The 20,249-nt window shown below is 60.2% G+C and carries 20 protein-coding genes; 13 read left to right on the forward strand and 7 right to left on the reverse strand.

Annotated elements, in window-relative coordinates; all coding sequences use genetic code 11:
- A partial coding sequence (locus tag HSS18214_RS18080; protein WP_040461020.1) for a four-carbon acid sugar kinase family protein occupies positions 1-236 on the reverse strand: 236 nt, incomplete at its 3' end.
- Positions 233-1,171, reverse strand: coding sequence for an L-threonate dehydrogenase (gene ltnD, locus HSS18214_RS0110345; protein ID WP_026001870.1), 939 nt, complete (start codon positions 1,169-1,171; stop codon positions 233-235). The genes HSS18214_RS18080 and ltnD, both read right to left, overlap by 4 nt.
- A gap of 213 nt (positions 1,172-1,384) precedes the next feature.
- Here ltnD and HSS18214_RS0110350 point away from each other — a divergent pair, with 213 nt between their 5' ends.
- On the forward strand, positions 1,385-2,419 hold the full coding sequence (locus HSS18214_RS0110350; RefSeq protein ID WP_016915230.1) for a LacI family DNA-binding transcriptional regulator: 1,035 nt from the start codon (positions 1,385-1,387) through the stop codon (positions 2,417-2,419).
- Positions 2,420-2,478: 59 nt separating this feature from the next.
- Here the strand turns inward: HSS18214_RS0110350 and HSS18214_RS0110355 are convergent, their stop codons facing one another.
- Positions 2,479-3,879: an amidase gene (locus tag HSS18214_RS0110355; protein ID WP_016915231.1), complete on the reverse strand. Its 1,401-nt coding sequence runs from the start codon at positions 3,877-3,879 to the stop codon at positions 2,479-2,481.
- Positions 3,880-4,035: 156 nt separating this feature from the next.
- Between HSS18214_RS0110355 and HSS18214_RS18085 the strand changes: the two genes are divergently transcribed.
- The 8 genes from HSS18214_RS18085 to HSS18214_RS0110400 all read left to right on the forward strand — a co-directional run bounded on the left by HSS18214_RS18085 (position 4,036) and on the right by HSS18214_RS0110400 (position 11,729).
- Complete coding sequence (locus HSS18214_RS18085) at positions 4,036-4,287, forward strand: hypothetical protein (RefSeq protein ID WP_337459490.1); 252 nt, start codon at positions 4,036-4,038, stop codon at positions 4,285-4,287.
- Positions 4,288-4,693: 406 nt separating this feature from the next.
- Positions 4,694-5,545: an alpha/beta fold hydrolase gene (locus HSS18214_RS0110370; protein WP_016915234.1), complete on the forward strand. Its 852-nt coding sequence runs from the start codon at positions 4,694-4,696 to the stop codon at positions 5,543-5,545.
- A 205-nt stretch (positions 5,546-5,750) separates the two neighbouring features.
- On the forward strand, positions 5,751-5,918 hold the full coding sequence (hemP, locus tag HSS18214_RS18745) for a hemin uptake protein HemP (protein ID WP_016915235.1): 168 nt from the start codon (positions 5,751-5,753) through the stop codon (positions 5,916-5,918).
- A gap of 85 nt (positions 5,919-6,003) precedes the next feature.
- Positions 6,004-7,977, forward strand: a complete 1,974-nt coding sequence (locus HSS18214_RS0110380; RefSeq protein WP_016915236.1) for a TonB-dependent receptor domain-containing protein — start codon at positions 6,004-6,006, stop codon at positions 7,975-7,977.
- A 14-nt stretch (positions 7,978-7,991) separates the two neighbouring features.
- Entirely contained in the window at positions 7,992-9,044 is a 1,053-nt protein-coding gene (locus tag HSS18214_RS0110385) for a heme degradation protein (protein ID WP_016915237.1), read from the forward strand.
- Positions 9,041-9,931 (forward strand): heme/hemin ABC transporter substrate-binding protein, encoded by an 891-nt coding sequence (locus HSS18214_RS0110390; protein WP_016915238.1) that lies wholly within the window; start codon positions 9,041-9,043, stop codon positions 9,929-9,931. The genes HSS18214_RS0110385 and HSS18214_RS0110390 overlap by 4 nt, the downstream gene beginning before the upstream one ends.
- 47 nt (positions 9,932-9,978) lie before the next feature.
- Positions 9,979-10,974 carry a FecCD family ABC transporter permease gene (locus HSS18214_RS0110395; protein WP_016915239.1) on the forward strand — a complete coding sequence of 332 codons (996 nt, stop codon included), beginning with the start codon at positions 9,979-9,981 and terminating at the stop codon, positions 10,972-10,974.
- On the forward strand, positions 10,968-11,729 hold the full coding sequence (locus tag HSS18214_RS0110400) for an ATP-binding cassette domain-containing protein (protein WP_016915240.1): 762 nt from the start codon (positions 10,968-10,970) through the stop codon (positions 11,727-11,729). Before HSS18214_RS0110395 ends, HSS18214_RS0110400 begins: the two co-directional genes overlap by 7 nt.
- Before the next feature lie 14 nt (positions 11,730-11,743).
- Here HSS18214_RS0110400 and HSS18214_RS0110405 read toward each other — a convergent pair whose 3' ends face one another.
- The 3 genes from HSS18214_RS0110405 to HSS18214_RS0110415 are packed head-to-tail and all read right to left on the reverse strand — an operon-like array spanning position 11,744 to position 14,664.
- A complete protein-coding gene (locus HSS18214_RS0110405; RefSeq protein WP_026001871.1) occupies positions 11,744-13,015 on the reverse strand; it encodes a hydroxymethylglutaryl-CoA reductase, degradative in 1,272 nt (423 codons plus the stop codon).
- A 51-nt stretch (positions 13,016-13,066) separates the two neighbouring features.
- Complete coding sequence (locus HSS18214_RS0110410) at positions 13,067-14,428, reverse strand: tripartite tricarboxylate transporter permease (protein ID WP_016915242.1); 1,362 nt, start codon at positions 14,426-14,428, stop codon at positions 13,067-13,069.
- A 2-nt stretch (positions 14,429-14,430) separates the two neighbouring features.
- On the reverse strand, positions 14,431-14,664 hold the full coding sequence (locus HSS18214_RS0110415; protein WP_016915243.1) for a hypothetical protein: 234 nt from the start codon (positions 14,662-14,664) through the stop codon (positions 14,431-14,433).
- Positions 14,665-14,825: 161 nt separating this feature from the next.
- Between HSS18214_RS0110415 and HSS18214_RS0110425 the strand changes: the two genes are divergently transcribed.
- On the forward strand, positions 14,826-16,199 hold the full coding sequence (locus HSS18214_RS0110425) for an aminotransferase-like domain-containing protein (protein WP_026001872.1): 1,374 nt from the start codon (positions 14,826-14,828) through the stop codon (positions 16,197-16,199).
- 21 nt (positions 16,200-16,220) lie between these two features.
- Here HSS18214_RS0110425 and HSS18214_RS0110430 read toward each other — a convergent pair whose 3' ends face one another.
- Entirely contained in the window at positions 16,221-16,889 is a 669-nt protein-coding gene (locus HSS18214_RS0110430) for a GntR family transcriptional regulator (protein ID WP_016915246.1), read from the reverse strand.
- Between the two features lie 281 nt (positions 16,890-17,170).
- Here HSS18214_RS0110430 and HSS18214_RS0110435 point away from each other — a divergent pair, with 281 nt between their 5' ends.
- The 3 genes from HSS18214_RS0110435 to HSS18214_RS0110445 all read left to right on the forward strand — a co-directional run bounded on the left by HSS18214_RS0110435 (position 17,171) and on the right by HSS18214_RS0110445 (position 20,238).
- On the forward strand, positions 17,171-18,595 hold the full coding sequence (locus tag HSS18214_RS0110435) for a hypothetical protein (protein ID WP_016915247.1): 1,425 nt from the start codon (positions 17,171-17,173) through the stop codon (positions 18,593-18,595).
- A gap of 77 nt (positions 18,596-18,672) precedes the next feature.
- The gene (locus HSS18214_RS0110440; protein ID WP_016915248.1) at positions 18,673-19,656 is read left to right on the forward strand and encodes a Bug family tripartite tricarboxylate transporter substrate binding protein; all 984 of its coding nucleotides are present in this window, start codon (positions 18,673-18,675) and stop codon (positions 19,654-19,656) included.
- A 111-nt stretch (positions 19,657-19,767) separates the two neighbouring features.
- Entirely contained in the window at positions 19,768-20,238 is a 471-nt protein-coding gene (locus HSS18214_RS0110445; RefSeq protein WP_026001873.1) for a tripartite tricarboxylate transporter TctB family protein, read from the forward strand.
- Positions 20,239-20,249 lie beyond the last annotated feature (11 nt).

The raw sequence follows: 20,249 nt of genomic DNA on the forward strand, positions 1-20,249 counted from the left end.
CCCTGGGCGCGCAGCCAATCGAGGGCGGCCAGGGAGTCGGCCACGGCCTCTTCCACCGGGCAGGAGCGCGACTTGAGCGCCACCACCACGGCATCGATGTCGCGAAGGTCTACCGTTTCTTGCGGCACGCCGATCACCTGCAGGCAGCGCATGCCGCCGCGCACCAGGTTATTGGCCAGATCGGTGGCGCCGGTGAAGTCGTCGGCGATAGCGCCCAGTACGATCCCCCGGCTCATGGCGCGCCACCTTCAGCGTCGTTGGCCGCGTCTGGCAAGGCGATGCCTGACAGGCGTTGATAGACCTTGATCACCGCCGAGTCATCTTCGCGCCCGAAGCCTGCGCCGCTGGCCGCGGTAAATTGCTGCAATGCACTGGCGGCCACCGGCGTGGCCAGTGACAGCTCACGGCCCGTCTGGTGGACGATATTGAGGTCCTTGACGAAGATATCGACGGCAGACAGCGGCGTGTAGTCGCCGCTCAAGATGTGCGGTACGCGGTTCTCGAACATCCAGGAGTTGCCCGCCGAGTGGGTGATCACCTCATAGATCACCTCGGGGTCGAGGCCCATGCGGATGCCCAGCGCCATGGCTTCGGCGGCAGTGGCGATATGCACCCCGGCCAGCAGCTGATTGACCAGCTTCATGCTGGAACCCACCCCAGGCGCGTCGCCCAGGCGATACACTTTGGCGGCCATGGCATCCAGTATCAGCTGGGCCTTCTTGAACACATCCGGCAGGCCGGAGGCCATCACTGATAAATCACCGCTTCTGGCCTTGGCGGCACCGCCACTGATAGGGGCATCCAGCATCGCCATGCCCGCTGCGGCCAGGCGCTCACCCAGTTGCCTGGCCTGGCTGGGCGCTACCGTGGCGCACTGCACGATCACACTCCCGGGCGCAAGGTGGGGCACCACGCCCTGCTCGCCAAACAGTACGTCTTCCACCTGCTGGCCATTGACCACGATGACCAGCACCACCTCGCACCCTGACAGCGCTTGCGGCGTGGCCACGCTGTGGCCACCGGCCGTGATGAAGGCTTCGCGGGCAGCCGCTGAAATATCGCACCCGATAACCTTGAAGCCGCGCTCCAGCAGCGCCGTAGCGGTGCCCATTCCCATGGCACCTAACCCGATCACACCGACTGACGGGGATTGCTGTGTATCGTGACTCACCGGCGGCTACCTCACTGTTGTTATTTTAAATATTGTTTTGACTGCAGCATCGTTCTGAATACCGCGCGCCGTGTTCGCAAGGGCAGATCATGGGCATATGCTCACAAGGGCATGCTCACGGCGGTTTATGTTAGCGCTGTCATGATAGCGCTAACATTCGTTTTAGATTATTCTTTCTCTCATCACAAGCTGAACGATAGGGACGTGCGACCAATGTCTAAAGATGCTTCCAGCCCAGCGAGAGCACGCCGCCGCACGGACCAGATCACCCTCAGCCAGGTGGCTGAATTGGCCAGTGTTTCGCCGATTACCGCATCACGGGCGCTGAACACGCCCGAGAAAGTCAGCGACCAGACCCGAGAGCGCGTGCTCGATGCCGTGGAGCAGTTGGGCTATGTGCCCAACCTGGTGGCGGGCAGTCTCGCTTCCTCACGCTCCAGGCTGATCGCCGTCATCGTGCCTTCCCTGATCAACACCGTGTTCGTGGAAGTGATCAAGGGACTGCAAGACACCCTGGAGGCCGAGGGGTATCAGATACTGCTGGGCAACACCGACTACGACCTGGACCGCGAATATCAGTTAGTGCGCACTTTTCTGGGCTGGTCATGCTCGGCCCTGATTACCGCAGGGCTGCGACATAACCACGCCTGCCAGACCCTGCTGAACAACTGGGATCATCCCATCATGGAGGTGATGGAGCTGGGCAAGGGCATGGACTTGAACGTCGGGCTGGACCACGTGGCGGCGGGGCGCTGCATGGCTACCCACCTGATCGACAGAGGCTATCGCCATATTGTCTATGTCGGCGCACGCTTGTCTCAGGATTACCGAGCGGGCATGCGCTACGAAGGGCACAAGGCGGTGTTGACGGCCCACGGCCTGGACGCCTCGCTGGTGGAGCTGGACACGCTGGGCAGCCTGCAAGCGGGCGCAGACAGCCTGGCCCAGGTACTGGCGCATTACCCGCGCACCCAGGCCATCCATTTCGCCAACGACGACCTGGCCGCCGGTGCGCTGCTGGCTGCGCAGCGCCAGGGGCTCGATGTGCCGGGCGACATCGCCATTGCTGGCTTCAACGGCCTGCCCCTTGGCCAACACGTGACCCCACCGCTCACCACCATTCTGTCGCCCAGAGAAGAGATGGGGCGGCTGGCCGCCAAAGAGCTGATCCGCAGGCTAAGCGGTAAACACGTCTACCGCCGCCAACACGATGTGGGGTTCACGCTGCAGGTAGGCGGGAGCACTTAGGCTTTGTACGAATACTGCCTACGCTCGCCGACTTTTCGTACAAAGCCTAGCTCCGGCCGTCACACTGCGGGCGGCTGGCCAAGAATGTCCAGACCTGTGCCCAGCTCGTTTTCAATGGCCTGCCCGATGGCCAGCAGTTTCGCGTCCTGCCATGGCCCGGCCAGCACTTGCAGGCCCACCGGCATGCCTTCGGCGTCTTTTCCTACCGGCAGCGTCAAGGCACAGAGCCCCAGAAAGTTGGCAATGACCGTATTGCGCAAGGCGTGCATATTGGCCTTGGGGTATGCGCCTTCGGGCTGCAGACTCTCCAGGGTAGGCGGGGTAATCGCCACGGTAGGGGTCAGCACCGCATCCACATCCGCCATACGCGCAGCGGCAGTTTGATAGAGCGAATCCAGGATCGTGCGACGACGCACATACTCCCAGGCAGGCATCGTATCGGCTGCCGCCCCCCGAGCCGCGACATTGGGGTCGAGGGAGTCGATCATCTCGGGCAACTCACTCTTCAGGAACGCTGCCAGCTCCGCAGCTGCCACCCCGCCCAGCTTGAACAATTCATACGCCTCATCGATACCGGGCAGCTCCAGCGTCACGATCCGAGCACCGGCAGCTTCCAATCGCTTGATTGCAGCGCGCACCGTTTCCGCAATACCGGGGCTGCAGTTGTCCCAGAAAAACGTCTCCGGCACGCCAAAGGTCAGGCCCGCAAGACAGGGGGTCGCTGGAACACCACTATCGCTGCCGCTCAGGACCGGGTCGAGGGCATCGAACGCAAAAGCGATATCATCCACTCGGCGCGCCAGCAGCCCTGGGGTATCCAGCGTGCTGGAGAGCGGTACGATCTGCTCCGTGGACCAGCGCCCGGCAGTGGTCTTCAGACCAACGACGCCGGTCATGGCAGCAGGGATACGTACAGAGCCTGCGGTATCCGTACCGAATGCCAGGCTGGCGGTGCCTCCCACCAGCGACACCCCCGCCCCGGAACTGGAGCCGCCGGGCGTGCGGTGAGCCATCGCGTCCCAGGGGTTGCGCGGGGCTCCCCAATGGGCGTTGGTGCCCAATCCGCCAAAAGCAAACTCGACGGTATGGGTTTTACCCATGACGGAAGGCAGCTGCTTCAGCAACGCACTCACCACCGGGCCTGAATGCTCCCAGCGCTTGGGAAGTTGCTGGGCCGAGCCTGCATACGTCGGCAGCCCTTTCACGGCGTAGATATCCTTGATCGATACCGCCATCCCCATGAGCGCCCCCGCATCGCCCCCCTGTGCCAGCACGGCATCGGCCGCCTTTGCCATCGCCAGTGCCTGCTCTCCGTTCCAGGTAAGATAGGCATGATCGTGTTGGCCGCGCTGGTGGTAAGCCGCTATCGCAGCCTCGGCCAGCTCGGTGGCGGTGAGAGTGCCAGCCCGCAGGCGCGCGCGCTGCTCACGTAACGGTAAAAAAATCACTGAATCCTGCATGCGTTCTCCTCCGAGGGGGTACTTAGCGCACTTCAAAGATCGCTTCGACTTCCACCGCAGCATTGCCGGGCAGCGTCGCCACCCCGATGGCGGTGCGGAGAAGCCATCCGAGCAGGCGAGCAAACGTCACGACACGACATTGCCTTCCATCGCGCCATCTTGCACAGCACCCATAATCCCATGACGATTCGAGTGGGAGAAACGCTGCTGCAACTGATCGAAGCAGCACTGGAAACATCCATGCGCTCTCTCCCTGAAACCGCCTTGAAAGACCACAAAGCGATTTACAAGGCCTTCAAGGCAGGTGATAGCCCAAGCATTCACGCCGCCATTGCCGTCAGCAGTGAAAGTTGGGAAACCAACCTGACCTACGAAGGCGACAGCGACTTGAGTGCAGCCACGCGCTGACGGTGAACAAGCATGAGCGGCCCTCTTCTCCGTCAGGAAATGGGGCCGCTCGTTGATCATGCCGCAAAACGGCGTTGCATTGCTTCACCAAACGTTCCTTGCTTATCAAAACCTCCCATTACCCTTTAATGCCATCTCATTACACAACCACACAAAATTCATTTTAAATATTACATATAAGATAAAACTTACATTGAAGTAGCGTATTTCCTACAAGCTTTATCGTCTTTCTCTTACATACATGACAGTCCCGTTGGATGAAGATCAGAGAGAAACAACAACTCTCCAACAATAACAACCTTACTTGCGATCTCCGTGACAGCAAATGCGCTGACTTTTTTCAGCACTGATACCAGCACGCACGAGCTCACATCATCCGATGTACAAGCCGCAGTGAGGAAACATCATGAAAGCCGATAAAAGCGTCATACCGATAGGCAAGTACCGCATTCACGTAGAAACGTACCAACACCCCAGCCATGCGGAAAGCGTCATCATGGTCAACGGGGCACTCGCGACCACAGCCTCCTTTACCAACTGTGTCAAATACTTAAGTGGAGACATGAACGTCATTCTGTTCGACCTCCCCTTCTCCGGGCAATCCAAGCCGCACAACCCAAACACGGACATCATTACCAAGGAAGACGAAGTCGCCATTCTCATGGCGTTGATCGAACGCTACGAACCCACGTCATTGCTGTCGGTTTCCTGGGGGGGATATGCCGCCATGATGGCACTTGCCCAGTCACCCAGCTCCATCAAAAAAGCGGTACTTGCATCGTTTTCCACGCAGTTGAATGATGACATGCTGCGCTATATACATGGCGCAAGACACTATATCCAGACAGGTGAAATCCAGGCAGCTGCACACTTGTTAAATGACGAAGTGGGCAAATACTTGCCTCGCCTGCTCAAGCATATCAACTATAGACACTTATCCAGATTGGATGAACAAGAACTATCACAAACGTGCTTTCATATCGAGCAGATCTTGTCCATGAACGATACCGACTATAAAGAAGTACTCAGCAATATCGAAGTACCCACTCTGTTCGTCAATGGTACGCTGGATGAGTACACATCCCCCGAAGATATCCAGGCGGCCAGCCATTACATGCCAAATTGCCTGTTTGAGGAAGTGCCTGGCGCTGGCCACTTTCTCGATCTGGAACATGCAGATGCGCGCAGGCGCATGGAAAAGATACTGCGCGGCTTCCTGCTATCGACGTCGACGGAACACGCTCAACAAGTGGCGTGATCGTTCACACCCTCGGCTTTTGTACCCCATCGCCGAGCAGGCGAGACTGCTCGGCGATGCTTTTACCCTTCCCCCCTTCTTCTTCCCCTTCCCATCAACATGAACCGAGTGTTGCCAGCCTTTCGATCCTCCCCCTCTTGAGCACATTGCCAAACCCTGTTAACTTAATAGCAATAGTTATCATTAACACAGGGAATATCCTCTCATGCAGCCCGATAAAAAAGATGCCCCGACAGAAGGCTCATCTGGCTCGCCCCGTGAGGTTACCAGTCAGGCACTGCTCGATCAGGATGGCCAACTGGTAATTCATCACGAACAGCGGCGCTATGTGCTTCGTCGTACGAAAAGCGGCAAATTGATCCTGACCGCTTGATTTTCCTTTTGCTTCAGCCAGCCAGGTAACCTGCGTACCCAGCCAGCGAATTACTCCATCACGCTACGTTGGATATTGCTGGCTCATGAAACCATCCTACTCTCTGGGCATTTGCCTCACCCTATTGCCGCTGCTTTCGGTACAGGCTGACGACTCGTCGCTTCATCTGGTGACGGTCACCGGTACACGGGCACCGACAGACCTCTCCTCCGCTCCGCTGATCATCGACATCATTGACCGCACGGATACGGAACTCGCAACCGCCAGCCGCGTGGAGGACATTCTCAGCCGTCAGCCTGGCTTGCATGTGGCAGGCCAAGGGCGTCGCAACGGCCAGACCCTGAGCATGCGCGGCTTTGGGCGCAATGGCGTGTTGGTGCGGCTGGATGGCGTGCGCCAGGACATTACCACAGGCCACATTGGCAACTTCTTCCTTGACCCGGCCCTTGTTCAGGAGGTGCAGGTGGCGCGGGGGGCGCTCTCCAGCCTGTACGGCAGCAATGCCATGGGAGGCGTGGTGAGCTTCACCACGGTGGAAGCCAGCGACTTACTGGCCGCTGGGGAAAACAGCGGGGCTCGGCTGTCAGTGGGCGGGGCGACCGCCAGCGGTGAACTGCGCGGCAACCTGAGCGCCTTTGGCCGACAGGACACATCGAGAGGACAGGTAGATGGACTGTTCTCCGTGGGGCGCAGCGAGTCGGGAGATATACGTCGGGCGGGGGGCGATAAGGCCGAGGAGGATGCCAGCCTCAACAGCCTGCTCGTCAAAGGTGGCTGGGAACCCAACGACGAGCACCGGCTGTTCATCGGCTGGCAGTATTACGATGAGGACACTACCCAGCCCGCCAACCCTCAGCAGCGCGATGTCACCACCAGCAATCCGCTGCGTGATCGCGAGGTGGAGAGCCATAACCTGCAGCTGGGTCATCGCTGGCAGCCCAGCCCGGTAACCGACATCACCTCACGCCTCAGTTTCAGCCAGCAGGAGATTAGCGAGCCTCAGACAAGCCGCACGCTGGAGCGCGTAGGCCTGCAAAGCGACGGCTATCACCGCCTGGAGCATGGCTGGTTATCACAAACGCTGGTTTTCGGGGCCGAACTGGAGCAGGCACGCCAGCGTCCGGAAGGCAGTGCCAACGGCTTCCCGCATGCCGACATCGACACGCAAGCGGCCTATCTGGATACCACCCTCACGGCGGGGCGTTATCTGGCAGAGGGCGGCGCCGGGCAGTGGGATTTGGGTGTGGGCGCGCGCTATGACCGCTACGACGCCTCAGGCCAAGCCAGCGATGCCAGCGTCCACGACCGAGTATCGCCACGTTTCCGAGTGGCCTGGCGACCGCAGCAAGGCGTGATGCTGTTCTCGGGTTATGCCGAGGCCTTCCGCGCGCCAAGCCTGTCCGAGCTGTACGCCAGTGAGCGGCACTTTGCGGGCTTCTGTGCAGGCCCGTTCTTCTGTACTCCGGACAACTTCTGGATCCCCAACCCGGAGCTGGCCCCGGAAACCAGCCATACCTGGGAGAGCGGTGTGGTATGGCACCAGGGCGACTGGCAAGCGCGCGCCAGCTATTTCGATACGCGGGCAGACGACTTCATCGATACCCAGGTCGATATCATGGCGGGCACCACCCAGGCGGTGAACGTGCAGCGTGCCCAGCTATGGGGATACGACGCTCGCCTTGCCTGGCAGCCCAGCGCCTTCCCGCTACTCACCAGCTTTGCAGGCCTTTCCGAGGTCTCGGGCAAGGACCGCGATAGCGGCGAAGCGCTAGGCAGCCAGACGCCTCTGGAAATGACCCTGGGCAGCGAGCTGGCCCTTTACGACCGCGCGTTGCGCGTGGGCTGGCAGGGCCGGTTCGCCCGCGACTTCGACAAACAGAGCAGCGACGAACGGCTGCCAGGATATGGCCTGCACGACCTGCATCTGGCCTGGCAAGTCACCCCTGCCCTCGACACATCGCTGCGCCTGGCCAACGTGGGCGACAAGGAGTGGTACCGCCCGGATGGCAGTCTGGGCGATGGCCGCAGCCTGTTCGCCACGCTGAACTGGCAGTGGTAATCAGGAGACCGACCATGACACACCCCCAACAAACCGCGATTCTGGAAGCCTTCAGCAGCGCACGGGCTGCCCAACCCCGCCTACCGGCCATCGAGATCGCCGAACGGCTTGGCATCAGTGAGGGCGAGCTTCAGGCCGCCCGGCTGGGCAGGGAAGTATGGACACTGCCACTCGCCCCCAGGGCGCTGGCAGCCTGGTGGCATCAGTTGGGCCACGTCAAGGCACTGACCCGCTCGCGGCTGGCCGTGCTGGAGCAGCACGGCACCTACCCAAGCCTGGCGGGAGGCACCCACACCGGCTTGATGCTCGACCCCGGCGGGCTGGATTTGCGCCTGCTATACAGCCACTGGCATTGGGCCTGCCTGATACGCGACCCCATGCCTACCGATACAGGCACCATCACGCACCGCTGGAGCCTGCAGGTATTCGATCAGCACGGCTGCGCCATTCACAAGTGCTTCGCACTGGACGAACCGCGCACCGAGGCCTGGGAGACGCTGGCCGCCCTGGGCACACTGGACACCCCGGCCTTTACTCACAGCATGCCGCGCCCCCAGCGACCGCTCCCCAGCGCCCCCACCCTGGCCCAGGAGTGGGCGGCCATGAGCGACGTCCACCAGTTCTTTGCTCTGTTACAGCGCCATCGCCTGGAGCGGCTGGAAGCCAATCAGCTCATGGAAGGCCAATACACCTACACGCTCCCTGTCCATGCGCTGGAGACTCTGTTCCTGGAGGTCCACCGGCAAGCGCTACCGCTGATGCTATTTGTAGCCAGCCCAGGCTGCGTGCAGATCCGAACGGGCACGCTGCCCGCAGCCGTGCGCGCCAGAGGCTGGCTGAACCTATTTGGCGAGCAGTTCACGCTGCACCTCAACGACACGGCTATCGAGCAGCTATGGGTAGTCAACAAACCCAACCGCGATGGCGGCGTCACCAGTGTCGAGGCCTTCGATGCGCAGGGCTCACTGGTGCTGCAGCTCTACGCAGAGCGTCAGGAAGGGCGCAGCGAACGGCGGGAGTGGCGGCAACTCTTGAACACCTTGAGCCAGCGTGAGGCCGTGGCATGAGACTCGTAGGCCACGCCTTTGCATTCAGGCCGTTTCGAGCCATGGGAGTCGCTCTGCTGAGCCTAGCGCTGAGCGCCTCCGCGCTGGCCAGCGAGCGCTGGCTGGTACTGGGAGGCGATATCGCCGAAACCCTGAGCGCCCTGGGCGCCGAGCAGCACGTCGTCGCCCGGGACGATACGGTGGTCTACCCTCCCGAGATGGCGGCCTTGCCCTCCGTGGGCTATTTGCGTCAGCTCTCGGCAGAAAGCGTGCTCTCCGTCTCGCCTACACGCATTCTGGCCGCCGAGCAGGCGGGCCCCCGCGAAGTCCTGGAGCAGTTGGCTGCGGTGGGCGTGGCGGTAGAGGTCGTCAGTGCCCCAGCCTCACTGGAGGCCATTGCCCACAAGGTGCGCCATATCAGTGAATACATCGGCGAACCGCAGGCCGGCTCAGCGCTGGCGGAGTCGCTGACCAGCGACCTTGAGCGATTGGCCGCCCTGCCCCCACTGCCCGACATTCAAGCCATGTTCATCCTGCAACGCAGCGGCCTGACCCCGAGGGCTGCCGGACGTGAGACAGCCGTCCATACCGCTTTGCAAGCCGTGGGATTGCACAATGCTTTTGCGGAAATGACGGGCTACCACAATGTGTCGGCAGAAGCCCTGGTTCAGCACTCCCCCGAGGTCGTCGTCATGTCCACACGAGGCCTGGAGGCACTCGGCGGAGAGGCGGCACTCTGGAGCCTGCCCGGCATGGCCATGACCCCGGCGGGAAGCGACCAGCGCCTGATCGTGGTGGATGATCAGGCACTGCTGGGATTTGGGCCTCGCACGCCCGAGGCCCTGTTGACGCTGCGCCAGCAGGTGGAAGCCCTGCTCAGTCACCACGCCGCACAGGCCAGCCGATGAACCCACGACAACCCGCTTATATCTCCGTGCGCCCAGGCCGACCGACCATGAGCCGCTCCACCCGGGTTCTGAGCGGCCTGGCGTTGGCATTGGTAGCCACGCTGGCCATCAGCGCCAGCACCGGCGTGCTCGGCATCTCCCCGTGGGCAGCGCTGAGCGGCACGGCAGACTCCTTGAGCCTGCAAGTATGGTGGCAACTTCGCCTGCCCAGGCTCCTGCTGGGCATGGCCGTGGGGGCCATGTTGGCAGGCAGCGGGGCCGCCATGCAGGGGCTATTTCGCAACCCGCTGGCCGACCCCACGCTGCTGGGCTTGGCCAGCGGAGCCGGTCTGTTCGTGGCGCTCTGGATTGTGCTGGTACAGGGCAGCGCTGCCAGCAGCCTGTATGGTCAGTTTGCCGCAGGGTTTCTGGGAGCATTGTGCGTTTGCCTGCTGATTTTTGGTATCGCCAGCCGTCAAGGCGGCGGCAGTGCGGCGGTGATGTCGCTGCTGCTGGCGGGGCTGGCCATCAATACCCTGGCAGGCGCTGGCGGCGGAGTGTTGGCCTTTCTGGCCAGCGACGAGCAGCTGCGCCAGCTTAGCCTGTGGGGCATGGGCACACTGACCAATGCGCTATGGCGTACTACCGCCGTTGCCCTGGGAGTGGTGGCCTTCTCGCTTTGGCTACTGCTGCGCAGCGCGACGCAGCTCGACTTACTCCAGCTGGGCGAAGCCACCGCCCACGCCGCCGGGCTGGAAATCGCGCACCTGAAGCGCCGGGTCGTGATCGCCACCTCGCTTGGGGTCGGCCTATGCGTGGCTTTGACCGGGGTCATCGGTTTTCTTGGCTTGCTGGTGCCCCACTGCTTGCGCCTATGGCTAGGCCCAGGGCATCGCCTGCTGTTACCGGCTTCCATGCTGGGCGGTGCGATTCTGCTGGTCGCGGCCGACGCCCTGGCACGCACGCTGGGGGCACCGGCCGAAATGCCCGTGGGGCTGCTCACCAGCCTGTTGGGCGGCCCCTACTTTCTCTATTTGCTGATGCGCCGGAACCGACCATGCTGACGCTTTGCGACGCAGGCCTGCTGCGTGCCCCCGCCCTTACACCGCTCAGCGGCACGCTGCTGCCGGGAGAACTGCTGGCCATCGTCGGCCCCAACGGCGCAGGCAAAAGTACGCTCCTCAGCCTGCTCTCGGGCTTTCGTCCCTGCGAAACCGGGCAGCTGTTGCTCGATGGCCACCCCCTGCCTACGTGGCCCATCGCGGCACTGGCCAACCGTCGCGCACTGGTCGCCCAGCAGGAGCCCCCAGGCTTTGACTGGCACACCGAAGAGCTGGTGAGCCTGGGCAGCCAGCCGTCGAAGGCGCTGGTGGCACAGTTGCTGGACGAGCTGGACCTGACTCACCTGGCTCGCCGCAGCGTCCTCTCACTATCCGGCGGCGAACGCCAGCGCGTGATGATTGCCCGAGGTGCCTGCCAACTGCTGTCACGCCGCTTGCCTGACGCCACCGACGGCGGCCTGCTGCTGCTGGACGAACCCACCAGCGCACTGGACATTGGCCAACAGCAACGCCTCATGCGCCAGCTACGCCGCTGGGCCAGCCAACACCAGATGGCCATCGCCTGCGTCCTGCACGACCTGAACCTGGCCAGCACCTTCGCGGACCACGTATGGCTGATGCATCGTGGGCAGCGGGTGGCGCGTGGCTTACCACACTCCGTACTCACATCTTCCACTATCGCTGAGATCTATGATGCCGAACTGCAGCAGACGCCACGAGGTCCCAAGGGGCAGCACGTACTGGTTTTATCCTCCTGAAAGGCGACGTCATTTCACGTGGAGGCACGTTGTTTGCGCAACAGAGCCAACTCACCCTGGGCAACATCGACTCGCACACTGCCCCGGCGCACCAGCGCATCGGCGACTTGAGACACCTCCTCCCCTTCGGCCCCGGCCATCAAAGCGATGTTTTTAGCATGCAGCGCCATATGCCCTTTTTGGATTCCGGTCGTCGCCAGCGCTTTCATCGCTGCAAAATTCTGCGCCAGCCCTACCGCAACGATGATACGTGCCAATTTATCCGCACTACTAACACCCAGGATATCGAGACAGCGGCGAGCGGTTGGGTGCGCACGGGTGGCTCCGCCGATCAACCCTACGGGCATGGGCATTTCCAAGGTGCCGGTCAAGTTGCCATCGCCATCTGCTTCCCAGTGAGTCAACGAGCGATAACGCCCTGTACGTGCAGCATAGGCATGCGCGCCAGCTTCCACTGCCCGAGTATCGTTGCCGGTTGCCAGCACCACCGCGCTGACCCCATTCATGATCCCTTTATTATGGGTCGCCGCCCGATAAGGATCTAAATCGGCGAAGCGAAATGCCTGCAGCATGCCATCGCGCACCGACTCACCCCCGATTTCATCCAGGCGCCACGTGGCTCGTGCCCTGGCTATACGGCGGTCCGCCAAGTTGGAAAGGATTCGCAAACGGCTTTCACCCCCCGACCATTCTGCCAGTGAGGGTGCCACCGCTTCAGCCATTGAGTTCACGGCATTGGCACCCATGGCATCACGCACATCCACCAGTAGATGTACGATCACCATATCCTCCAGGACACGCACTTCCAGATCACGAAAGCCCCCTCCGTGCTTTAACAGTACGGGGTCTGTAGCGTCACAGATTCGCTTGATTTCAGCTCGCGCCTCCAGCAGCCGCAGGCGAGCAAAAACGGGGTTAGGCACGCCAATCAATTGCACTTGAGCGATCATGACAGGAGAGGAGGTATCGGTATGAAAACCGCCTGACTCGCGACACTGCCGCGCCGCATTACATACGGCTGCCACCACCGATGACTCTTCCGTTGCCATGGGTACAAGAGGTTCTTCACCATCGATCAATAAATTAGTGGCCACCCCAATCGGCAGATTCAAGGTACCAATCACATTTTCGATCATGCTATCAGCGATCTCGGCTGGGAGATTACCGGTGTCTGCCAGATGTGCCTCGCCGTCGGCATCCAGCCCACTCATGGCAGCCACTTTGCGCAGCCGCTCGCGTGGAGAAAGTTGATAAAAGCCCGGTATGCGTGAAGTCGTTGTTGTCATCATTGGTACCTACATGTGGATAAAATTTCGTTGCCGTACTCTATCGTGCTTTCAAGCCATCCAGCCCATTAGCCAAGGAGCTGCGTAGAGGGTCATGAACTGTACGCCGTAGTTCACGCCCCAGCGGTTCAAAAGCCCAGCCACCAGAGCGAGCACGCCCACCCCCAGAATGCCCATCACCCCGGCATCCATATAAGCCAGCAGCATCACCAGCGAGAAGAACATCGCCAGAAATGCCTCATGGGGGATACGTTGGAACACGAAGACGCATATATGCCGTGCATAGCGAACGGCAATGGGATAGGTAATCAACAGAGCGACCCCAGCACCCAGAATGGTGGCGATGGCGATCTCTCCAAAGCTCATAAGATGGTGGGCATTCTGCTCCAGAGTGAGCACGGGAGGAGCATTAAAGAATGCATTACCAGGACCGATGGCCATGGGGCTCATCGGAATACCCAAGGCCGCCAGCGGTATCAAAATGCCCGCGATATAGGCAGCATTGGTGACCGCATCCATTGACGAGAGTGCACGACTCGCCTTTTCCACCGTACCTTTCACCCAGCTCGACACCACTTCGCCCAGAAAAATGGTGATCCCAACCGGGCTCATGAAGAAAGTAGCCGAGCCAAGCACCGAGGCAGCCGTCGCGGATACCGCTTCCTGTCGCGTCAGAATCCGAAATGGATTGGGAATTCGCTGGTCATCACTACCATCATTTGCCGCGTAAATCTTGATGGTCTTGGGCTCGGGTACCGACATTTTGCGCCGCTCTTCACGAACGGTTAGCTGGGCCAGATTGAAAATCATCGGGCCGATCGTGATGCCCAGGAAGAAAGAGATAAAGACGACCTGCCCTTCAGGGATGACGCCCATTCCCCAGTAGAAATGACGCAGGGCCTGAATCAGCGCAGCCAGTATGACAATGCTGATCAGACTGATGACTTTCTCGCGACTCATCAGCGCCAAAAAAACGGCACCTACGAAGAATATCTGGCTGGCATATTGGCTCAATACATCCGCCAAGGGTGTCAGCAGGAAAGCCAGAAACAAGCTGACCGGAATCGCCACGAGCGTTCCGATGACCGACCCCGAAGCCATCTTGCGAATCGCCAAGGTAGCATGCCCTTCACGCTTCAAAATCATGGCATGCTCGACCATGGGAGCCGACATGACCCCACCGGGTATACCTGCGACCGACACGGGTATCGAATCCGTCAATTTTTTCGCCACAATCGCCGCCATGAAAAAAGCCAGCACGACAGGCAAAGGGATGCCTGCGACGACTAATGCCAGTGTGACGGGGGCAAGGACTGCCGTTTCATCGGTACCCGGCGCCACCCCAATAGCGGTATAGACAACCACGCCTATCAACGCGGCGATCAACATCTGCAGGAGGATAAGTGCATCCATGACTACACCTCACCTTCGATATCCAGCTGGCGCTTAGGACGCAGACAGATCGCATTGATGAAAAATCCCAGCAGCGCTCCACACAGGCCGATAATTAACGGCATAGGGGCTGGCCACGGAGTAAAAATGAACCCGCCCAGTGTCAGTGGGGTAGAGATCGATAGCGCAATGATCAGGTCTTTACCTGTCACCGTATCGTCCCAAACGGTAAGGTAGTTCGTTATTTTATCAGACATGCCTATTCTCCGCGGAGATCATTATTAGTGTTGTATACCCAATTAGGCTGACCCTAGCTTGTGGAAAGACAAGGCGCTGAGTAAGGTACAAAGACTGGAATTGTACGAAGTACTGTACCCATCCAATGAAGGGTACAGTTTTACCTCCCTTGAGAGCATTCATGTCAAAATCTCGCCAAGTCGCCACTGCTCTTTTGAAAGCCATCGACGATGGGCGGCTTTCTCCGGGCACACGAGTAGCCTCTATCCGAGAAGCAGCCCAACAATTTGGCGTATCTAAAAACACAGTAATAGATGCTTATGATCAGCTAGTGGCGCAGGGGCACTTGAGCGCTCGCCAGGGGGCAGGATTCTTTGTCACGCGCCCACGTCCCTCACCCATGGATAAGTCCACGCACGACCTTTCTGAGGCAGTCGACAGCGTCTCACTACTGCGAGAACAGCTGGTCGGCAACTTCGCAGTACGTGTGGGGGATGGACGCGCACCAGCCAGTTGGATGGGCGGCACCGAATTGATGCGTTTAATAAGACGCCGCACCGGCTTATCCGATGAAATGAGTGATGTCGAATACGGCATGCCTCAGGGCTACTCTCCTTTACGAGAGAGCCTGGCAATGTCACTGGCGGGGCGTTCGATTCACGCCTCACATGATCAAATCATGATGACCTTCGGAGCGAACCACGCTTTTGATCTGATTATCCGCCACTTCATTGCACCCGGCGAGAACGTGCTGGTTGAAACACCAGGTTACTACCCTCTTTTCGGAAAGCTGCGGCTTGCAAAAGCCAAATTGGTGGGCGTGCCACGTACCGCGAGTGGCCCAGACCTGGAAGAGTTCGAGAGAAAAGCCAGGCAATATCGGCCGAGGCTGTTTTTCTTGCAGCCCAACGCTCATAACCCTACCGGCAGCTCCATGTCACTGAGCAACATGCATCGGCTCTTGAAGCTCGCGGACCACTATGGAGTCACACTGGTAGAAGACGATGTGTTCGCAGATATTTTACCCAAAGGCAGCCCCCACCTTGCCGCACTGGATGGCCTGGAAAGAGTCATCTATGTGGGTACTTTCTCGAAAACGCTCTCCACTGGCCTGCGCTGCGGGTATGTAGCGGGCAGCCGCTCAGTGATCCGAGCACTGATCGATATCAAGATGCTGACGGTCGTGAATACCTCGACGTTCAATGAGATGATCATTCATGACCTGCTGGCAAGAGGGCGCTATCGGCGCCATCTGGCACAGCTTCGCGAACGTGTAGCCAAGGCAAGCGCCACTGCCATCAGAGTGCTCGGCCAGATCGGGGTCAGCGATGTAACTGGCCCCGGTGGAGGCTACTACCTATGGGCCAGACTTCCTCTGCACATCAATACCACCGAGCTGGCCAAACAGGCATCCGAACAAGGCATTTTCATTGCCCCTGGTGCCATTTTCTCGCTTCGCCCCGACAGTACTGACGCCAACTCCATGCGCATCAATATTGCGCATGCCAACGACCATCGCTTTTTAGATTTTATCAGCAAAGCGCTCAAAGCATGACGTCGTTGCATGACCACTACCTCACCCCGATGCCGTTACATCGTCATCGGTATATTTCACCCATGTCTTGGCCAGGTGGCGGCGCAGCTCTTGGCCTACTCGCTCTGCGTCGCGCGATTCCAGCGCGGCCATGATGGCTTCGTGCTCCTCCATGGCTTTGGCCCACTTTTCGTTCTTGTCGTTGGAGAGGTAGCGAACGCGGTACAGCTGCCGACTCAGGGTGGCGTGCATGTCCGTCAGCGTCGGGTTGCGGGCCAGCTCGACGATACGGCGATGGATGGCCTGATTCAGACGGAAGTAGTTCTGTCGGTCGCGGCGCAGAAAGGCCGCTTTCATCTCGAAATGCAGCGCCTGAAGCTCTGCCAGCTCGTCATCGCTGGCGTGGGAACAGGTGAGTTCTGCCGCCGCCTGCTCCAGCACACTCAAGACATACAGCTTCTCCTGCATGTCTTCGGGGCTCACCTCGGCCACTACGGCTCCACGATTGGGCGACAGCACCACCAACCCTTCGGCAGCGAGGATCTTGAAGGCCTCGCGCATGGGCGTGCGCGATACCTGGAGCTCGTCTGCCAGGGTGCGTTCAGGCAGCCGCTGCCCTGGCTGAAAATGATCCATCACGATGTGTTCACGCAGGTAATGAGCGACTTTTTCGACCAGGCCCGGCTGGCTCGGCGGGGTGATGTCTTCCATGGCTGTCTTCATGTGATGTGCGAGCCACAAGAATGGCATACCATAACTTGGCTTTCAAATAGCTAAAGGCTATTTAGGTGAAAATTAAAAATCATTATTTTCAGCCATATAGAGCCAAAAACAGACCAACAGATACCAAAGTATAACCCTTCAGAATTTGACCCTCAAAATGGTATACCACTACATTTCATGCAAATGACAACCCAGGCCTTGCCGCCACACAACGCCACTCCAAGCGATGGCCTCGGCTGAGCGTCCCGACACAGGAAGACCCACACCTCATGAACTACTTACAACATTTCGATACCGACAAGGTGGTAGAAGCCTGCATCGCAGGCGCAGGGGATTTTGGTCGTGGCGTATTGCGTCAGGCACGCCAGATGCGTGGCCTATCGGCGCGTATCGCCATCGATATCCATGCCGATAAAGCGGTCGAGGCGCTTCGCCATGCGGGGGTTCCAGAAGCTCAAATAATGGTATGCCATTCTGCCAGCGACGCCGAACAGGCCTGGGAAAGCGGCTTTTTTATCGCCACCGCTTCGTTTGAAACCATCAAGGCGCTGCCGTTCGATATCCTGGTCGAGTCCACGGGCATTCCGGACGTTGGCGCACGCTACGCCGAAGCGGCCTTGCTGGCCGGCAAACACGTTGGCATTGCCACCAAGGAGACCGAGTCCGTGGTGGGCCCTTACCTGACCCGCCTGGCCTATCAGCAGGGCCGCTTGTTTACCCCGATGGATGGCGACCAGCCCAGCCTGCTGATTGGCCTGCTCACCTGGGCCAAGACACTGGGTTTCGAGATCATTGCGGCGGGCAAGAGCAGCGAGTACGACTTCATCTGGGATGAGGCCAACGCCACGGTCGAGTGCAATGGCGTGCGCTACCCTGCCGCAGGCCTGAGCGACCTGTGGGAACTGCCTCCAGGGGGCGAACGCGAGGTGGTCGAGGCACGCAGCCGCCTGCTGGCCGACATTCCGCAAATTTCTGTGCCGGACCTGTGCGAAATGGTCAACGTGGCCAACGCCACCGGGCTGTGCCCGGATCGGCCTGAGTTTCACGCCATGGTCTTGCGTACCGCCGAAGTCCCTACGTTGCTCGACCTGCAGGCGGAAGGGGGTATGCTGCAAGGGCTGAAGCGCCTTGAGGTGTTCAACTGCCTGCGCCGCCCGGATGAGCTGAGCTTTGCCGGTGGGGTATTCGTGGTGGTGCGCTGTGAAGACCCGCATGTCTGGACACTGCTGCGCGACAAGGGGCATGTGCTGAGCCGCAGCGAGCGTAGCGCCATGATCTACCTGCCGCGCCACCTGCTGGGGCTGGAAGCACCCATCTCGCTGCTCGATGTGGTGCTCAATCAACAGACCTCCGGCGGCGGCCACGCCACCACACCGAGCTTCGACCTGACCGCACGGGCTACCCAGCCCATCGCGGCTGGCCAGCGCCTGGAGATGCGCGGGCATCATCGCCACATCGAAGGCCTGCGCCCTGAAATTCATCCCGCCGAGCCGCTCTCACCCAGCGCCAAGGTGCCCTTTTACCTACTACCCGGTGCCGAGGTCATTCGTGATATCGCACCCCAGCAGCCCATCACGCTGGCCGATGTCGCCCTGCCGGACTCTACACTCAGGCAGCTGCGATACCAGCAGGATGAGCTGTTCAAGCAACAATACGCTGTCGATAACGCCGAACACGCCAGCACGCTGGCCTGAGGGTCGCTGGTGCCACGGGCCCATTGCGCACCTAGCGCAAAACAATAAAGCAACAATAATCCGTCAGGAGAAACACCATGCTTACCAAGCTCTTGCTCACACCGCACGCACTGAAAATGACGACCCTGGGCGTTGCCCTGATCAGCACCGCCATGGTCGCCCAGGCCGATGAAGCCGCCGACTACCCGACCAAGCCGATCCAGTTCCTGGTGGCCGCGGGTGCCGGAGGCGGCGTGGATAACTTCGCCCGCGTGGTTCGCCCCATGTTCGAAGAGGCCCTGGGAGGCGCGCGCATCACGGTGGTCAACCTGCCCTCGGCTTCTGGCGCACTGGCCCACCAGCGCACCGCCAATGGCGCTCCGGATGGTCATACGCTGGACTTTGCCTCGACCACTTACGTGACTTCGTTGGCGGCTGGGCAGAACCCGGTGGGCCTGGATCAGATCACCCCCGTGGCCCGCATGCAGTCGGACGTCATGGCGCTGTTCGTCAATCCGCAGCGTTACCCGGATTTCGAGTCGTTCCTGGAGTATGCCCAAGCCAACCCCGGCAAGGTCACCGTGGGCGGCACGCACACGGCGAGCCCCGACCACGTGGCTTTTCTCTCCTTGCGTGACGCGTCTGGCCTGGACATGAGCTTCATTCCCTACGACAGCACCGGCAACGCCACGGCCAATGTCCTGGGCAACAATATCGATGCCACCACGACCTCGCTGAGCCCACTGCTGAGCTACATCGAAGCGGGTCAAATGATGCCGATTCTCGTGTTCAGCGATGAGCGCCTGGCAGATTTTCCCGATGTCCCCACTACCGTGGAGCATGACTGGGACCTGACCGATGGCAACGACCGGGCCGTGTTCGTCCATGCGGATACCCCGGCCCCGCTCGTTCAACGGCTGGAAGAAGTGCTGAAGGGCATTTTCGATTCGGAAGACTACCAGGCCTATGCCGAGCGCGTGAACCTGACCTACCGCGACGGCTGGATGGCAGGCGACGCTTACCGCGAGCGACTCGAGCACAACTACGAGCTTTACTCGCGGCTGCTCAACAACGAGCAGTAAGCCACTCGTACCAGGGCAAGGCAGGCAGCCACCGCTGCTTGCCTTTCGATATTCATCGGCACGAGCAATGCGTTGCGGGTTGTTCGCGCCATGCTCCCTTCGGGGTTGATCATGTACGCCAGGATTTCTTTCTTTGCGATAGCCATCGTAGTGCTCGGCCTTGCCAGCCTCGTGCCTACCTTGCAGTTTCCCAGTTCGGAGCAAGTGTCGACCTTCATCGGCCCGCGTGTCTGGCCGCTGATCCTCTTGTTAGCGCTGATTGGCTTGGGCGCGGCGCTTTTGCTGACCACCTGGCGGGATGCCAAACAAGGCAAGCGCTATGACGACGACCCCGTTGACGAAACCCCACCGCCGTGGCGCTTTACGCTGGCATCGACGCGCCATTGGTGGCTGATCGCTGCCACGCTCGTCTACACCTGGCTGATTGGCCTGATCGGTTTTCTGGCGGCCAGCGTGGCGTTCACGCTGGTATGTACGCTGTTGCTGGGCGCACGCTCCTGGCGGGTCATCGCGGCCACGGTGGTCATCGCCGCGCTGCTGATGCAAGGCGTCTTCGTCATGCTGCTGGGGATACCGCTATGAGCGCGTTACGC

Source organism: Vreelandella stevensii S18214, from assembly GCF_000275725.1.
Taxonomy (GTDB): domain Bacteria; phylum Pseudomonadota; class Gammaproteobacteria; order Pseudomonadales; family Halomonadaceae; genus Vreelandella; species Vreelandella stevensii.

Bases quoted from the DNA above. Each gene is read 5' to 3' on its own strand.
- HSS18214_RS0110405 (WP_026001871.1), bottom strand. From the start codon at position 13,015: ATGACAACAACGACTTCACGCATACCGGGCTTTTATCAACTTTCTCCA.
- HSS18214_RS0110370 (WP_016915234.1), top strand. From the start codon at position 4,694: ATGAAAGCCGATAAAAGCGTCATACCGATAGGCAAGTACCGCATTCAC.
- HSS18214_RS0110440 (WP_016915248.1), top strand. From the start codon at position 18,673: ATGCTTACCAAGCTCTTGCTCACACCGCACGCACTGAAAATGACGACC.
- hemP (WP_016915235.1), top strand. From the start codon at position 5,751: ATGCAGCCCGATAAAAAAGATGCCCCGACAGAAGGCTCATCTGGCTCG.
- HSS18214_RS0110380 (WP_016915236.1), top strand. From the start codon at position 6,004: ATGAAACCATCCTACTCTCTGGGCATTTGCCTCACCCTATTGCCGCTG.
- HSS18214_RS0110390 (WP_016915238.1), top strand. From the start codon at position 9,041: ATGAGACTCGTAGGCCACGCCTTTGCATTCAGGCCGTTTCGAGCCATG.
- HSS18214_RS0110430 (WP_016915246.1), bottom strand. From the start codon at position 16,889: ATGGAAGACATCACCCCGCCGAGCCAGCCGGGCCTGGTCGAAAAAGTC.
- HSS18214_RS0110395 (WP_016915239.1), top strand. From the start codon at position 9,979: ATGAGCCGCTCCACCCGGGTTCTGAGCGGCCTGGCGTTGGCATTGGTA.
- HSS18214_RS0110435 (WP_016915247.1), top strand. From the start codon at position 17,171: ATGAACTACTTACAACATTTCGATACCGACAAGGTGGTAGAAGCCTGC.
- HSS18214_RS0110400 (WP_016915240.1), top strand. From the start codon at position 10,968: ATGCTGACGCTTTGCGACGCAGGCCTGCTGCGTGCCCCCGCCCTTACA.
- HSS18214_RS0110350 (WP_016915230.1), top strand. From the start codon at position 1,385: ATGTCTAAAGATGCTTCCAGCCCAGCGAGAGCACGCCGCCGCACGGAC.
- HSS18214_RS0110385 (WP_016915237.1), top strand. From the start codon at position 7,992: ATGACACACCCCCAACAAACCGCGATTCTGGAAGCCTTCAGCAGCGCA.
- HSS18214_RS0110355 (WP_016915231.1), bottom strand. From the start codon at position 3,879: ATGCAGGATTCAGTGATTTTTTTACCGTTACGTGAGCAGCGCGCGCGC.
- HSS18214_RS0110425 (WP_026001872.1), top strand. From the start codon at position 14,826: ATGTCAAAATCTCGCCAAGTCGCCACTGCTCTTTTGAAAGCCATCGAC.
- HSS18214_RS0110445 (WP_026001873.1), top strand. From the start codon at position 19,768: ATGTACGCCAGGATTTCTTTCTTTGCGATAGCCATCGTAGTGCTCGGC.
- HSS18214_RS0110415 (WP_016915243.1), bottom strand. From the start codon at position 14,664: ATGTCTGATAAAATAACGAACTACCTTACCGTTTGGGACGATACGGTG.
- HSS18214_RS0110410 (WP_016915242.1), bottom strand. From the start codon at position 14,428: ATGGATGCACTTATCCTCCTGCAGATGTTGATCGCCGCGTTGATAGGC.